Genomic DNA, 14,651 nt, shown 5'->3' with positions numbered 1-14,651 from the left:
CCCACCGACACAGCGTGTCGTGGAATACAGATCCAGGCGTGTCGTACAGGAAGATTCGTTGTTCACTCTTCCGGCGCGCGCTGTTCAGCGGTATCGCCTCCACCTTTCCACTCACCGTCGGCAGTCCGCCGTCTCCTGTTTCGCAGCACCGAAATCATCCTCCTGTATGCAATCACGACAACGCCCGGCGTGCGTGCGCGTCGTCACAAATCACGGCGGCGGCGGGAGATTCGCGTACCCCGGCCGTGGTGGACAATGGCCGGGGTGACCATGGCCCCGCTGAATCGCCACAACGCGGAGTTCGCGGACGCGACCGCGATTGCCGCCGGGGTGCGGAACGGCGCCGGCACCGCGGTGGCCGCGGTGACGAACGCGCGCGAGTTCGCCGAACTCTCGGGCAACGCCTTCCTCTCCTGCGATTGGGACCGGGCCGTCGCGACGGCGACCGCCATCGATGCCCGCCGAGCGCGCGGCGAACGGCTCGGCGCGCTCGCGGGCGTGCCGCTCGCCGTCGTGGATCTGATCGCGGTGGCGGGACTGCCCGCCACCCTGGGGTCGCGGGCATGGGCCGGTGATCGTGACCGGCCCGGCAACATCCCCACCGTCACCGCGCCCGCGGTGCGGCGGCTGCTGGACGCGGACGCGGTGCCGGTGGGCAAGACCAACTGCCCGGAGTTCGGTTTCGGCGGCATCTGCGCCGGACCGGTCATCGGGGCGACGGAGAACCCCCGGTATCCGGCGGCGACGCCGGGCGACTCGGCCGGCGGCATCGCGGCCGCGCTGGCCGCGGGCAGCGCGGCGCTCGGCCTCGGGGTCGATCTCGGTGGCGAGCTGCGCTGGTCCGCGCAGTGCACGGGCCTGACGGCGCTGCGGACGACGCCGGGGATCGTGCCCGCTCCGGGTCAATTGCCCGGCGCCGCAGGCGATCTGGGTCACACGCCGGGTGCGCGCCCGACCGGGATGCGCGCGCTGCTGCAGACCATCGGGCCGATGGCGCGCTCGGCCCGCGATCTGCGGCTCGCGTTCGATCTGCTGTCCGGGACCGTCGACGACGAGCGCTGCCGGATTCGGGTGCTGCGTTACGCCTGGAGCGACGGCAGCCATCTGGGTCCGGTGTGCTCGGCGACGAAGCTGCTGATGGTCGAGCTCGCCACGCGGCTCCTCCGATGCGGCGGCCAGGTCACGAATACGCCGGGCATCTTCGACCACCTCCCCGACTACGAACGCCTGCGGGCCGCCGACCCGCTGATCGACCACTTGGCCGCCACGGCGGGTGTCGAAGATCTGGTCGAGCCCGGGAGCCTGCGCGTCATCCGGGACTCGCTGCGGACGAGCCCGGCCGCGGTGGCGGCCGCCCGCGGTGCGGCGGAATACGCACGCGCACGGGCACTCCGAGTGTTCGAGGAGTTCGACGTCGTCCTGCTCCCGGTCGCCGCCGGCCCCGCCGCCGACCCGGACGGCCTGCTGCTGGTGGGCGACCGGCTGCTGGAAGCCGACGACCTGCCGAACCACTGCCGCGCGGTCACCATGACCGGCTGCCCGGTCGTGTCCATCCCCGTCGGGCTGTCCGATGACGCACTGCCGCTGTCGATTCAGGTGATCGCCGCACCGGGCAACGAGCGCCTGGCGCTGATGGCGGCCACCGAGGTCGAGGCGGTACTGCAGCGGTAGGGGTCAGCCTTCGGCCAGCGCCTCGAGGACGCGGCGGGCCTGGTAGTCGGCGCCGAGCTGATTGGGATGGAACGGGACCGCGAGACCGAAGGGGCTGCCGGAGAAGGGCACCAGACCCTCCACCCAGCGGGTGCCGACGGGTTGGCAGGCGTCGTGACCGGAGCTGCCCTCGTAGGTGTTCACGAACTGCACATCGGTGGCGGCGGCGACGCGGGCGAGCATGGCGTCGATCTCCAGGAGCTTGGTACCGAGCCAGATCGCGTCCGCGTCCGAGATGGGTATCTCCGGGAAGCAGCCGCCCTCGAGGCCGATGCCTTCGAAGTAGTCGAGCAGCAGGATGCGGGCGTGCGGGGCGCGTTCGCGAATCCCGTGGATGGTGGCCGTGACCCGCGGTTCGGCGGCGGCGATATTGATCGACATCTGGTCGACGCCGTTGACCACCAGGGTGTTCAGGCACGGCGAGACGGCCGGATTCAGGGTGACGCAATCGGTCACGGTCTCGGCCAGCCCGGCGTCGTTGCCGCCGATGCCGATGGTGACCAGGTCGGTGGTGGGGGTCAGCCGGTCGAACTGCGGTGGATTGCCCGACTGCGGGGCGGTCATGTTGTGGGTGGTCGCGCCGCCGCAGGTGGCGTCGCGAAAGACCGGGACGGCCAGCGCGGCGGCGACCTGTTTGGCGTAGTTGCGGGCGCTCTGGACGCAGTTCAACGGCGTGAACACCGTGGTGATCTGACTCAGGGTGGCATCGGCCGCCCACGAATCACCCAGTGCCACATACTCGTTGAAGGCCGGACCGGTCTCGCCCGGCGCGGCGGCGGCTCCCCCCGACGAGAACGGAACCGCCGCGGTGAGCAGAACCGCGAGCAGCGGCACGACGCGTGAGAATTTCATCGGCTGTCTCCCCTGACTGCCCGGCACGAAGCAAACTGGACTTGCGTCCAGCGCCGAACCTAACAGCGGGCCCGCACCCGTGCCCCGCAAAACGCGAAAACAACCGGGGTGGTGCGGCGTTGATCCGCACGCACCACCCCACCGCTACACGTGATCCACGACCTCGCGGCGCTCGTAGCCGAGCTGCACGTCGTGCGCGACCGCGCCGTCCACCACCGTCACCCGGCTGAAGACCGGCGGATACCCGCGCGCCATGATCGTGTACCGGCCGTCGGCCAGGTCGGGCACCACGTAGTGCCCGGTGTCGTCGGTGCGCGTCACAGCGATGAGATCGCCCGCCTCGTCCAGCACGGTGATCTGCGCGTCGGAGATCGACTGCCCGCTCTCGGTGCTGGCCGAGCCCGCCAGCACCGCCCGCGGCAGCAATTCCACGTCGTGGTGCAGCATTCCGCTCTCGGGCACGCTCAGCGTCGCCGCGCACGGGCGCATGTGCTCGGCCACCGCCACCAGCGTGTACGTCCCGGCGAGCACGCCGCGGCAGCCGTACGCGCCGTCGGCTTCGGTGACGTCCGAGCCGACCACGTCGCCGTGGACATCGGTGAGGGTCACCGTCGCGCCCGCGACCGGGCCGCCGCGAACGGCCGAGCGCACGATCCCGCCCACCTCACCGGAACCGGACAGCGCGATGTCGAGCATGTGCGGGCGGCGCCCGACCGTGATGCTCACCGCCGCGGGCTGATATCCGTTCGCGGAGACGATGAGCACGTAGTCCCCCGCGCGCGGCACCCCGATGGCGTAGATGCCGTCCGATTCCCCGATGGCGCGCGAAACCTGATGTCCGCGTTGATTGATCAGCGTCAGTACCGCGTCGGGCACCGCCGGCCCGTCCTCGCGGTGCACACACCCCGAGACCGACAGGAAGCCGGCGGTGCCGATGTGCACCTCGTCCCGCGGTTCGGGTTCGGGCTCGGGCATCGGCAGCGGCTCCGGTTCGGGTTCGGGCTCCGGTTCGGCGACCGGCGCTTCGGCGATTGTCTTCGGCATGTCCTGCAGCGGAACTTCTTTCATGAACATGAGCACCGCGGCCGCCACCACCGCCGCGGCGGCGGCCACGTAGAACACCCCGCCCATGGCGTCGGTGAAGCCGATCAGGATGGGGTCGCGCAGGTGCTCGGGCAGCTCCGCGATCCCGGTGGTGTTGCTCTGGATCTGACCGAGTTGCCCGGCGCCGAACTCCGGCGGCAGCGAACCGCCGAACGCGGCGATGATGCGGTCCGGCAGCAGATTGAAAAGGATCGTCAGGAAGATGGCGACGCCGAGTGTGCCGCCCATCTGCCGGAAGAAGGTGGCGGCGGCGGTGGACACACCCATATCCGCACGCGGAGAAGCGTTCTGGGCCGCGATGATCAGCGTCTGCATGCAGCAGCCGAGCCCGAATCCGATGACGCCGCAGAACACCAGCGGCTGCCACAGCGGGCTGTCGTAGTGCACGAGCGCGAACAGCACCGAGCCCGCGGCGATGATCAGCGAACCCAGGACCGGCAGGAACTTGTAGCGGCCGGTGAATTTGGTGATGAGCCCGGCCAACTGCGCGCCGATCATGATGCCGACCACCAGCGGCAGCATCATGAGTCCGGCCTTGGTCGGCGAATACCCGCGCACCACTTGGAAATACAGCGGCACGAGCACGATCGCGCCGAACATGGCGATGCCGACGATGAAGCCGCCGACGATGGCGATGCTGAAGGTGGCGCTGGAGAACAGGCGCATGGGGATCAGCGCGGCGTCGCGCATGAGCAGTTCCACGATGACGAACAGCAGCAGGCCGACCACGGCGATGCCGTAGCAGAGCAGGGCGCGATCCGAGCCCCAGCCCCATTCGCGGCCCTGTTCGGCGATGAGCAGCAGCGGCACCGTACCCATGGTCAGGGTGATCGCACCCAGCCAGTCGGTGCGCTGCCGCTGTCTGTGAAAGGGGACCTCGAGCACCTTGGCGACCACGAACAGGGCGAGCAGCCCGACGGGCACGTTCACCAGGAAGACCCAGCGCCAGCCCTCCAGCCCCAGCAGCCGATCGGCGTTGGAGAACCAGCCGCCCAGCACCGGGCCCAGCACCGTGGCGATGCCGAAGACCATCATGAAATAGCCCTGGTAGCGCACTCTTTCCCGGACCGGGACGATATCGCCGATGATGGTGAAGGCCAGCGACATCAGACCGCCGGCGCCCAGGCCCTGCACCGCGCGGAAACCCGCGAGCTGGTACATGGTGGTGGCGAAGGTGCAGGCTACCGAGCCGAGGACGAAGATCCCGATGGCGATGAGATAGCAGGGTTTTCGGCCGTAGATGTCGGCCAGTTTGCCGTAGAGCGGTGTGCTGATGGTGGCGGTGATGAGATACGCCGTGGTGGCCCAGGCTTGTTCATCGAAGCCGTGCAGACTATTCGCGATGCGAACGATGGCAACGCTCACAATATTCTGATCCAGGGCAGCCAGGAATACGCCCAATAGCAGACCGGACATAATGGTCAGAATCTGCCTGTGCGACAGCTGCGTTCCCGTATCGGCATCCAAAGACATTGGAGCCGACGAAGACTCGATAGCGGTATTCGTCACGTTTGGGGCCCTTGTCGGATTTCGGGTGCGTAATGTGCCGTGCTACTCGAAAAGACCTCGCCATGAAGCAATTCGGGCAGCTTACCCCGGACCGACCGGACCTATCGCGACTAACCCCGCGATGAGGTAGTTACGCCTCCGCTTGTGCGTAGAGCGGAATTCCGGTGTGGAAGAAACGGATGAGCTGGCCGATGCGAACCGAGTGGTCCATGCAGCGGCCGTAGTGGTGCACCACCATCGCGGCGTCGATGGCCATGGCCGAACCGTGCGCCCAGCCCGGATCGGCCACCGCCTCGGCGATCTCCGCGCGCAGGCGATCGGCGGTCTCGTCCCGTGTCACCAGCACCTGGTCGCGCGGCGGATGCTGGGCCGCGATGACCCCGACGACCGCGTCGGCGACCACCACCGCGCCCCCGGCGACCTCGGTGATCATCGCGATGATCTCCTGCGTGGCAATGGGATTCGGGTACCGCCGCACCGCGACGTCGGCGACGCGACTGAGCGCGTTGCCGACGGCGAGCAGATCGTCGGCGATCTGGATCGCGGTGACCACGTGCCGCAGATCCCGGGCCACCGGAGCCTCGAGCGCCAGCAGGATGACCGAACGGTCCTCACACTTGGCGTGTTCGAGCTGTAGCTTCTCCTCGAGCGCGAACACCTCGTAGGCGGCGGTGAGATCGCTACCCGCCAGCGCCGCCGCGGCGCGTTCGGCCGCCTCCCGGGTCAATCGCGCCATATGCGCCAGCTCATCGGTCAACGCCATGAGCTCGATGGAGAATTTCGTCCGCACCCGCATAGTCTGTCCGCCCACAAGCACCCCTGCACACTATCGCGGCAAAACCCGTCCGGCCGAATGCCTCTCGGCCTGTCGCCGACGCGAAAAACCAACCGCCCAGCCTGTTATTTGGAATTCCGGTGCGTCGCATCGGGCAAACGGGCGCACCCGCGGTGACACTGAGCCGGTGTCCAACCGACCTCCAGCTTCCGAGCCGAGCGATGCATCCGGGGACCCCGCCGACGAGACCACCGACACCGGGCAGGCGCCGGTGCTCGCGCCGCCGGAGAGCCGCATGCCCGGCTGGCTCCCCCGCGCGATGGTGCTGGCACTGCTGCTGTTCGGGCTGTTCCAGCTCGGGGATTGGGCGGCGCACCGGCTGATCGGCATCGGCATCATGCTGGCGGTGGCCTTCTTCGTCTCCCTGGCCATGGAACCCGCCGTCGACTCGCTCGCGGGACGCGGTATCAATCGCGGCATCGCGACCGCCGTGGTGTTCGTGCTCGCCCTGGTGTGCACCGTCGGATTCGTGGCTACGGTGGGCATTCTGCTGGTCAAAACCGTGGGCGACGTGGTCCAGGAATTGCCGCGGGTGCTCGAGGAAACGGTGAACTGGGTCAACCGCACTTTTCATCAGGAATTCACCGTCACCGAACTCCGCGACCGGCTCTTCGCGGACTCCGACGTGATCAGCCAGTACGCCGAGCGCGCGGCCGGAAACGCCTGGGGCGTATCCAATACCGTGCTCGGCGGGTTCGCCAAGGTCGTCACGATCGCCCTGTTCAGCGTCTACATGACCGCCGACGGCCCCAAGCTACGGCGTTCGGTGTGCTCGCTGCTGCCCCCGGCGCGCCAGGGCGCGGTCCTGCACGCCTGGGACCTGGCCATCGAGAAGACCGGGGGCTACCTGTATTCCCGTGCCGTGCTCGCGGTGATCTCCGGCGTGGTGCACGGGCTGTTCCTGTGGCTGCTCGGGCTGCCCAACGCCTTCGCGCTGGGTATCTGGTTCGGCGTGGTGGCCTCGTTCGTGCCGACCATCGGGACCTATCTGGCCGGCATCCTGCCGGTGCTGGTGGCGCTCACCGTTGATCCCCTCGACGCGGTCTGGCTGATCATCTTCGTGGTGGTCTACCAGTGGATCCAGGACTACGTGCTGCAGCCGCGGATCACCGCGCGCACGGTGGACGTGAATCCGGCGGTGGCGCTGCTAGCGGTCATGGTGGGCGCGGCCCTGCTCGGCGCGGTGGGCGCGCTGCTCGCGATACCGGCGACCGCGACCGTGCAGGCGTTCCTGAGCGAATACGTCAAACGCTATGCGGTGAACGAGGATCCGCGCATCGAGCGCACGGGCGGCCGTCGCGCCGTGCCGGGCGCGGCGCCCGGCGGCGGCTAGTCAGTCGAACCACTCCGGATCGCCCTCGGCGATCAACTCGGTCAGCACGGCGGGATCGTGGAACGCGCCGTGCAGCACCGTCCCCAGGCGGCGCAGCGCCGCCACGTCCTGCCCGTAGCCGACGAACATCCCCGCCTCGGGATCGAACTTCACGTGCTCGGCGATCTCGGGCAGCCGATTGCGCACCGCGGACTCGGCCACGCCGGTCCAGCCGTACCCGTTGCCCTCGTACCCCGCCGCCGCGAAGGTCTCCTCCCGCTCCACCATAAAACGGTCCGAAAGCATGAGGCAGTAGTTGCCGGGCCGGTGTTCGTACTCGAACAGGATCAGCGGCGCGTAGGTTTCCCGATCTTCGATCACGCGGCGAACCCTATACGCGCCGTCCGACAGCCGGCGGACACGCCGGAATCACGAGTGACTCGGGACGCGTGCCGGGAGAACTAGAGTCCGGGAACATGCCGATACCGGACGTCGAACCCGCCGAACCGCAGCCGAGCGCGGCGGAAGCCGGGCGCGCCGCGCGCAAGCGGGTGCCGCGATCCGGGCTGGCCGCCTGGGAGCCGGGCCCGGATCGGGCCGACCCGATCGAGATCCTCGAGCGCCAGGCCGCCACCCGGGTGCCCGAGCTGGTACGAATCCGCTACGCGCGCATGGCGGCCGGGCAGTTCCCGTACTACCGGGGCGCGCCCGCCATCATGGCCGCGGACCTGGCGCGGGGGCCGAACACGGGGCTGACCGTGCAACTCTGCGGCGACGCCCACCTGTCCAATTTCGGGCTGTTCGCCTCGCCCGAGCGCACACTCGTGTTCGACCTCAACGATTTCGACGAGACCCTGCCCGGCCCGTTCGAATGGGATGTCAAGCGGCTGGCCGCCAGCGTGGTGGTGGCCGCGCGCGCCAACGGCTGCACCGACGCCGAGGCCGCGGCCGGTGCGGGCGCGGCCGCCCGGGCGTACCGCGAGGCGATGACCCGGCTGGCCGGAATCGGCGAGACCGAGGTCTGGTACGAGAAGGTCGACGCCGACCGGGTGGCCGCACTGGTCGGGCCGGACGCCCGCAAGGCCACCACCAAGGTCATCGACAAGGCCCGCTCGCGCACCAGCCTGCAGGCCCTGGAGAAGCTGACCGAACCCGGCCCGGACGGCGCACCGTGCATCCGCCACGATCCGCCCCTGATCATGCCGATCTCGACGATCGAAGCCGCGCACGTGGATTCGGTGCTGGGCGACTACCGCGCGAGCCTGCCCGAGGAGCGCCGGGTGCTGCTGGACCGCTACTCGCTCCGCGAGGTCGCCATGAAGGTGGTCGGGGTCGGCAGCGTCGGCACGCGCTGTTTCATCGCGCTGTTCATCGGGCGGACGACCGGGGACCCGCTCTTCCTCCAGGTCAAGCAGGCCGAGGAATCGGTGCTGACGCCGCACACGCGCTCCAGCGTCTTCCGGCATCAGGGCCACCGGGTGGTGCACGGCCAGCGCCTGACCCAGACCGCCGGGGACATCTTCCTGGGCTGGGCCACCGGCCCCGACGGCCGCCACTACTACTGGCGGCAGCTGCGCGACATGAAGGGCTCGGCGAGCATCGAGAACATGACCGCACCGGGTCTGCAGCAGTACGCGGCGCTGTGCGGGCACACCCTGGCTCGCGGGCACGCCCGCTCCGGCGACCGGGTCGCGATCGCGTCCTACCTGGGTTCGGGCACCGGATTCGACCGCGCCATCACCGATTTCGCCCTCGCCTACGCCGACCAGACCGCCGCCGACTACGCCACTCTGCTGGCCGCCATCGAGTCCGGGCGCTTGGACGCGGCCGCACCCGAACCCGCCTAGCGCACCCACCGACCCGCGGATGCCACCGATGCGCCGGGGCGGTCCGAATACGCCAAAACCGCTGTCCGCCAACGGCGGCGCGCATCCGCTCACCGCGAAGCGGTAGGGTGCGAGAGGTTTTGCGGTGTGAGGGGTCTGATGGTGCGCGTTGGCGAGGAATTCGCCGGATACCGGATCGAGCGCAAGCTCGGCGGCGGCGGTATGGGGGTGGTGTATCTCGCCCGGCATCCCCGGCTGCCCCGATTGGTCGCGATCAAGGTGCTCGCCCGGGAACTGGCCTCGGACAACCAGACCCGGGCCCGCTTCGAGCGGGAGGCCGAACTGGTGGCCCGGCTCGATCATCCCAACATCGTCACCGTGCACGACCGCGGTGTGGCGGACGGGCGGCTGTGGATCGCCATGCAGTACGTCGACGGCGGGGACGCCGCCGCCCTCGACGCGGCCGCGCTCACGCCCCGGGACGCGGTCCGGGTGATCACCGAAACCGCCAAGGCCCTGGACTACGCGCATTCCATGGGTGTCATCCACCGCGACGTGAAACCGGCGAACATTCTGCTCACCCGCGCCACCCCGGACTGGGAACAGCGAATCCTGCTGACCGACTTCGGGATCGGACGGCTGCGTGACGATTCCGCACAGCTGACCCGGACCGGCATGCTGGCCGCGACCATCACGTACGCCTCGCCGGAACAGCTGTCCGGCGGACCGCTGGACGAGCGCTCGGACCAGTATTCGCTGGCGTGCACGTTCTTCCGGCTGCTGACCGGCGCGACCCCGTTCCAGGCCGAGACCGCCGCCGCGGTGATCGCGGGCCACCTGCACCATCCGCCGCCGCTGGTCACCGACCGCCGCCCCGAACTCCCGGCCGCCCTCGACGAAGTGATCGTGCGCGGTCTGGCCAAGCGGCCCGAGCAGCGGTACGAGTCGTGCCGTGAGTTCGCCGACGCCGCGGCGCAGGCGCTGTCGATGTTCTCCGATTCCGCCGCGCCGCCCATCATCTTCGGCGACGCCGCGCTGGCGGCGTTCGGGCGGGCGAGCGCCGACACCGTGCTCACGACCGACACCGACACCGCGGACCACGCCACCACGGTGCTCCCGGTGCTGCACGACCTGCCGCCGATCACCCCGGACGAACCGCCCGCCGCACCCGCGCGCCGCGGGCGACGAGTCGCGGCCGGGGTCGGCGGTCTGGTCGCCGCCCTCGCGGCCGGTGCGGGAATTCTTTGGGGTGCACAGGATTCCGAGGCCACGGGTGAGCAGGATCCGCCCCCGGCCTCGATCCGCACACCCGCGCCCGTGTATCCCGGCTTCGTCCCGCTCACCCGCATCGACGCACAGGGCCGGCCGGTGGCCGCGCCGGTCTCGGTCCAGGATCCGGCGAACGACGGCAGGCTGCCGTGCGAACCGGTCTCGATCGCGGCGGCGCTGCCGCTCTCGGGCGAGAACGCCGCGCTGGGCCGCACCATCCTGGGCTCGGTGCGACTGGCGGTGGCCGAACTGGTGCGCGGCGGGAACAACACGTGCGCGGTCACCGTGCGCGAGTTCGACACCGCGGGCCAGCAGCGCACGGCCGCGCAGGTGGCGGCGAGCATCGCCCAGGACGAGTCGATCGTGGCGGTGATCGGCCCCGCGCTCTCCGGCGAGGTCATCGCGACCGGCCGGATCTTCGAGGCGGCCGGACTGGCGTTCCTGACCCCGTCCGCGTCCAATCCGGTACTGGCGCAGTCCGGTTGGACCGGCTTCTTCCGCGGCCTGGCCAACGACAACGCCCAGGGGCCGGCGGTGGGCCGGTACCTGGCGGGCACCGCGGGCTACTCCCGGGTATGTGTGGTTCGGGACAGCGGCGGCGGGTTCGGCGACGAACTCGCCGACATGGTGACCGAGGGCCTGGGCGCGGCCGCGACCTGCGAGGTCGGTCTCACCGAGAAGGCCGAGGACCGGGCGGTGACCGCCATCGCCGCCGCGCGCCCGGACGCGGTCTACTACTCCGGGCACGCGACGGTCGCGGCCGATCTGCTGACCCGGCTCCGGAGAGCCGGTGTCACGGTGCCTTTCATCGTCGGCGACGGCGGCTACGATCCGACGCTGCGCACCTCCGGCGGCACGCCCGCCACCGGGACCCTGGTGGCCTGCCAGTGCGGTCCGGCGACCGAGCGCTTCCGCACCGACTATCGCGCGGCCACCGGAACGGATCCGGCGGCGCACACCGTCGAGGCCTACGACCTCACCGCGATCGTGTTGCGCGGCATCGTGTCCGGCCACACCGCCCGGACCGATCTGCGCCGCTTCCTGCACGACTACACCGGCGACGGGATCGCGCAGACCTACGGCTGGTCCGCCGCGGGCGAACTCACCGAGCCGCGAATCTGGCTGTACCGGATCGATTGACCGGCGGCGCTGTCGGATCCGCGGGTCGTATCAGGCCGGGGCGGCGCCGATGTCGAGCACCATCGCCGTGGTGTTGTCGGTGCCCCCGGCCGCCAGCGCGGCGGAGACCAGCGCCTCGGCGGCCTCGGCGGGTGTATTCGGTTCGGCCAGCAGCGCTTTGATGTCGGCGAGTTCGAGGCGCTTGGACACCCCGTCGGTGCACAGCAGCAGCCGGCCCAGGCTGGTGCCGGTGGCCGCGGACCCGATGTCCTCCGCGTGCGCGGTGCGCGCGGAGGTGGTCACCAGATGTCCCATCCCGGGCAGCGGCTGATGACCGCGCGCCCGGAAGTACTCGGCGACAGTGTGATCGGTGGTGATCTGATGCAGGATGCGGCCGTTCCAGCGGTAGGCGCGGCAGTCGCCGACCCACGCGATGTCGATGGGGCCGTCGTGGTGTCCCTCGGCGGGCAGCACCGCGACGACGAGCACGCTGTCGGCGGCGGCCTCGGGTAGCTCGCGCAGCAGTTCCTCCTGCGCCGCAAGGATTCCGGCGTGCGCACCCTCGGAGAGGGCGATCCTGGCCGCTGTCCGGGCGACCAGGCGGGCGGCCCGGGCGGCGGCGAGATGGTCGCCGACGCCGTCCGCGACCGCGAACGCGGTGCGGCCCAGCGCGCTATCCGTCACGGTGGCGAAGGAGTCGGCGTTGAGCTTGCGACCCCCAACCCGGCTCACCGCCGAGCCGCTCACCCGGCCGAGCCGGGCGCCCTCACCCGGTTCGCTGAGCACGACACCGATCTCGACAGCTGCGTTCTGCATGCCCCGACCTCCTGAGCCTTTCCGGTGCCGCATCCATCAGCACTCCCCCATTCAACGGGCCGAAACCGTGCGATGCTCCCGAAAATACCTGTGCGATTGCTGTGGAAAACATATCGTGACCTGCGCGTGACCTGAAATTCAGCATGCCGTCCGGGCCACGGTGAAAATCCGGCGGAACGGCAGCCAGGTGGTGCCGTCGGGGTGGCGCGGATAGGCCTCGCTCAGCAGCGGCGCCAGCTGCCGCCGGAACTCGGGCCAGTCACCGTCGTCGTCGCCGTCGTCCAGCACGGTGCGCACCGGGGTGAGGGCGGTGCCGCTCACCCATTCGAGCACCGGATCCTCGCCCTCGAGTCGCTGCAGATACGTTGTCTCCCAGGCATCGACCGTGCAGCCGGCGGTGGTCAGCAGGGCGGCGTAGCCCTCGGGGTCCAGCACCGCGCGAGGTTCGAGCAGACCGGCCGGGGCCAGCCGTTCCCGCCACTGCTCGCGGCCCGCGAGTTCGCGGATGGCGCGGTGCGAGGGGGCGTCGAAATTGCCCGGCACCTGGAACGCGATCCAGGCTCCCGCCGGTAGCTCCCGCGCCCAGCCCACCAGCAGCTCGCGATGCTCGGGCACCCACTGCAGGACCGCGTTGGACACCACCACGTCGGTGTCCGCGCTCGGCCGCCAGTCCGCCACGTCCCCGATCTTGGCGTCGATCCCGCGCTCGCGGGCCGCCGCGACCATCTCGGGCGAGGAGTCCAGCGCCTCGAGCGTGGCCTCGGGCCAGCGCTGGGCCAGCGTCGCGGTCAGGTTGCCCGGGCCGCAGCCCACATCGACCACCCGGCGCGGGTTTTCGGCCCGCACCCGGGCGAGGAGATCGAAGAACGGCCGTGCGCGATGATCGTCGAAAGCCAGATACTGCTGTGGATCCCACATGGCTGCTCCATCTCTGGTCACCCACCGTGCAAACGAATCAGGCCGGAGAATCATCGATTCTCCGGCCTGAGCTACGTAGTAGCGGGGACAGGATTTGAACCTGCGACCTCTGGGTTATGAGCCCAGCGAGCTACCGAGCTGCTCCACCCCGCGTCGGTGAATACAACCCTACACAGGGCGAGGCGAAGCAGCCTAATCGTGTGGTCGGAGCGGGTTTTTCGGGCAGTGGGCCGCCCGGGGAGCCGGTTCGGGGTCAGCCGCGACGGATGCCGCGGCGGGCCAGGCCCGAGCGGACCGCCGCTAGGCTGGCGTTGAGCTGTTCGGCGATCCGGGCCGTCGACTCACCGTCCCGATAGAGGGCCACGGCCCGGCTGATCTCGCCGTCGCTGAGTTGACGGCCGGGGTTGGGGCGGTTGTTCGGGGTGTAGATGACCGTGGTGCCCGTACCCTGCGCGGGCCGCAGCGCGGCCACCTCGGTGCGCAGCGCCGCCAGTTCGTTGAGAATCGTTGCCAGGGTGGCGTCTTCGTCCGCGTTCTCCTGCTCGTGCCGTTCGCGGTTCTCGTCCTCGCGCACGTCGTCCGCCGCGCTGACCATGACGGCGAGGAAGAGATTCAGGACCACGAAGGTGGACAGCAGGATGTAGCAGAGGAAGAAGATCCAGGCGAACGGCTTCTCCGCCATGACTTCCCGGGCGATGTCCGGCCACGCCTCACCGGTCATGATCTGGAACAGCGTCCACATGGAGGTGCCGAGACTGCCGAAGTAGTCGGGGGTCACCCCGCCGAACAGCTTGGTGGCCATGACCGCGGCGACGTAGAGCACCAGCGCCAGCAGGCCGAGGATCGAGCCCATCCCCGGCAGCGCGGCCAGCAGATTGGTCACCACCTTGCGCATGCTCGGCGTGGCCGAGACCAGGCGCAGCGCGCGCAGGATGCGGAAGGCCCGCAGCACCGACAATCCGCCGGAGGAGGGCAGCAGCGCCACACCCACGACGACGAAATCGAAACAGTTCCACGGATCGCGGAAGTAGCCGAACCGGTAGACGTACAACTTCAACAGCATTTCCACGACGAAAATGACCAGCGCCGCGGTGTCGACGAACGAAATGAACCCGCCCGCAAGGGACATCAGCGTCTCGGAGGTCTCCGCCCCGAGCGAGACGGCGTTGACGAGAATTACCGCGACGACGAACTTCTGAAATCGCGGGGAATCAACCAGCTTTCGTGCACGTTCGCGTAGCAAAACAGACCGCCTCCTGTTTCAGCACTATGCAATTGGGTAACACCGGAATTCGAGCGGATCAGCATTGTTTCGGCCGGAATTCTACGATGCCCGGCCGGTCGGCTCCGGCGGATTCGGCGCAATGAACGGGGCGATACG

At 69.7% G+C, this 14,651-nt stretch carries 11 protein-coding genes and 1 tRNA gene; 4 read left to right on the top strand and 8 right to left on the bottom strand.

Annotated elements, in window-relative coordinates:
• Window positions 1–270: 270 nt before the first annotated feature.
• Window positions 271–1,671, top strand: coding sequence for an amidase (locus ACWDOP_RS07275; RefSeq protein ID WP_456344489.1), 1,401 nt, complete (start codon window positions 271–273; stop codon window positions 1,669–1,671).
• A gap of 3 nt (window positions 1,672–1,674) precedes the next feature.
• Here ACWDOP_RS07275 and ACWDOP_RS07270 read toward each other — a convergent pair whose 3' ends face one another.
• The 3 genes from ACWDOP_RS07270 to ACWDOP_RS07260 all read right to left on the bottom strand — a co-directional run bounded on the left by ACWDOP_RS07270 (window position 1,675) and on the right by ACWDOP_RS07260 (window position 5,965).
• Window positions 1,675–2,562, bottom strand: coding sequence for an SGNH/GDSL hydrolase family protein (locus ACWDOP_RS07270; RefSeq protein WP_456344354.1), 888 nt, complete (start codon window positions 2,560–2,562; stop codon window positions 1,675–1,677).
• A 144-nt stretch (window positions 2,563–2,706) separates the two neighbouring features.
• Complete coding sequence (locus tag ACWDOP_RS07265; RefSeq protein WP_456344353.1) at window positions 2,707–5,139, bottom strand: MFS transporter; 2,433 nt, start codon at window positions 5,137–5,139, stop codon at window positions 2,707–2,709.
• Between the two features lie 166 nt (window positions 5,140–5,305).
• Window positions 5,306–5,965, bottom strand: a complete 660-nt coding sequence (locus ACWDOP_RS07260) for a PhoU domain-containing protein (protein ID WP_456344352.1) — start codon at window positions 5,963–5,965, stop codon at window positions 5,306–5,308.
• 172 nt (window positions 5,966–6,137) lie between these two features.
• Here ACWDOP_RS07260 and ACWDOP_RS07255 point away from each other — a divergent pair, with 172 nt between their 5' ends.
• Complete coding sequence (locus tag ACWDOP_RS07255; RefSeq protein ID WP_456344351.1) at window positions 6,138–7,343, top strand: AI-2E family transporter; 1,206 nt, start codon at window positions 6,138–6,140, stop codon at window positions 7,341–7,343.
• On the opposite strand, the gene ACWDOP_RS07250 is transcribed toward ACWDOP_RS07255, so the two are convergent.
• On the bottom strand, window positions 7,344–7,703 hold the full coding sequence (locus ACWDOP_RS07250; RefSeq protein WP_454203436.1) for an immunity 51 family protein: 360 nt from the start codon (window positions 7,701–7,703) through the stop codon (window positions 7,344–7,346).
• Between the two features lie 95 nt (window positions 7,704–7,798).
• On the opposite strand from ACWDOP_RS07250, the gene ACWDOP_RS07245 reads away from it, so the two are divergent.
• Both ACWDOP_RS07245 and ACWDOP_RS07240 read left to right on the top strand, forming a co-directional pair.
• Window positions 7,799–9,169 carry a DUF2252 domain-containing protein gene (locus ACWDOP_RS07245; protein ID WP_456344350.1) on the top strand — a complete coding sequence of 457 codons (1,371 nt, stop codon included), beginning with the start codon at window positions 7,799–7,801 and terminating at the stop codon, window positions 9,167–9,169.
• A gap of 126 nt (window positions 9,170–9,295) precedes the next feature.
• On the top strand, window positions 9,296–11,557 hold the full coding sequence (locus ACWDOP_RS07240) for a bifunctional serine/threonine-protein kinase/ABC transporter substrate-binding protein (protein ID WP_456344349.1): 2,262 nt from the start codon (window positions 9,296–9,298) through the stop codon (window positions 11,555–11,557).
• Between the two features lie 30 nt (window positions 11,558–11,587).
• On the opposite strand, the gene ACWDOP_RS07235 is transcribed toward ACWDOP_RS07240, so the two are convergent.
• The 4 genes from ACWDOP_RS07235 to ACWDOP_RS07220 all read right to left on the bottom strand — a co-directional run bounded on the left by ACWDOP_RS07235 (window position 11,588) and on the right by ACWDOP_RS07220 (window position 14,513).
• Window positions 11,588–12,352, bottom strand: a complete 765-nt coding sequence (locus ACWDOP_RS07235; RefSeq protein ID WP_456344348.1) for a PP2C family protein-serine/threonine phosphatase — start codon at window positions 12,350–12,352, stop codon at window positions 11,588–11,590.
• A 138-nt stretch (window positions 12,353–12,490) separates the two neighbouring features.
• Complete coding sequence (locus ACWDOP_RS07230) at window positions 12,491–13,270, bottom strand: trans-aconitate 2-methyltransferase (protein WP_456344347.1); 780 nt, start codon at window positions 13,268–13,270, stop codon at window positions 12,491–12,493.
• 79 nt (window positions 13,271–13,349) lie between these two features.
• Window positions 13,350–13,423, bottom strand: a tRNA-Met gene (locus ACWDOP_RS07225).
• A 100-nt stretch (window positions 13,424–13,523) separates the two neighbouring features.
• On the bottom strand, window positions 13,524–14,513 hold the full coding sequence (locus tag ACWDOP_RS07220; RefSeq protein ID WP_456344346.1) for an ion transporter: 990 nt from the start codon (window positions 14,511–14,513) through the stop codon (window positions 13,524–13,526).
• Between the last annotated feature and the right edge of the window lie 138 nt (window positions 14,514–14,651).

It is taken from the genome of Nocardia sp. NPDC003693 (genome assembly GCF_053981095.1).
Note: the sequence above shows the minus strand (reverse complement) of the source record. Positions and strands in the feature narration are given on the sequence as shown.

Bases quoted from the DNA above. Each gene is read 5' to 3' on its own strand.
- ACWDOP_RS07275 (WP_456344489.1), top strand. From the start codon at position 271: ATGGCCCCGCTGAATCGCCACAACGCGGAGTTCGCGGACGCGACCGCG.
- ACWDOP_RS07270 (WP_456344354.1), bottom strand. From the start codon at position 2,562: ATGAAATTCTCACGCGTCGTGCCGCTGCTCGCGGTTCTGCTCACCGCG.
- ACWDOP_RS07265 (WP_456344353.1), bottom strand. From the start codon at position 5,139: ATGTCTTTGGATGCCGATACGGGAACGCAGCTGTCGCACAGGCAGATT.
- ACWDOP_RS07245 (WP_456344350.1), top strand. From the start codon at position 7,799: ATGCCGATACCGGACGTCGAACCCGCCGAACCGCAGCCGAGCGCGGCG.
- ACWDOP_RS07235 (WP_456344348.1), bottom strand. From the start codon at position 12,352: ATGCAGAACGCAGCTGTCGAGATCGGTGTCGTGCTCAGCGAACCGGGT.
- ACWDOP_RS07230 (WP_456344347.1), bottom strand. From the start codon at position 13,270: ATGTGGGATCCACAGCAGTATCTGGCTTTCGACGATCATCGCGCACGG.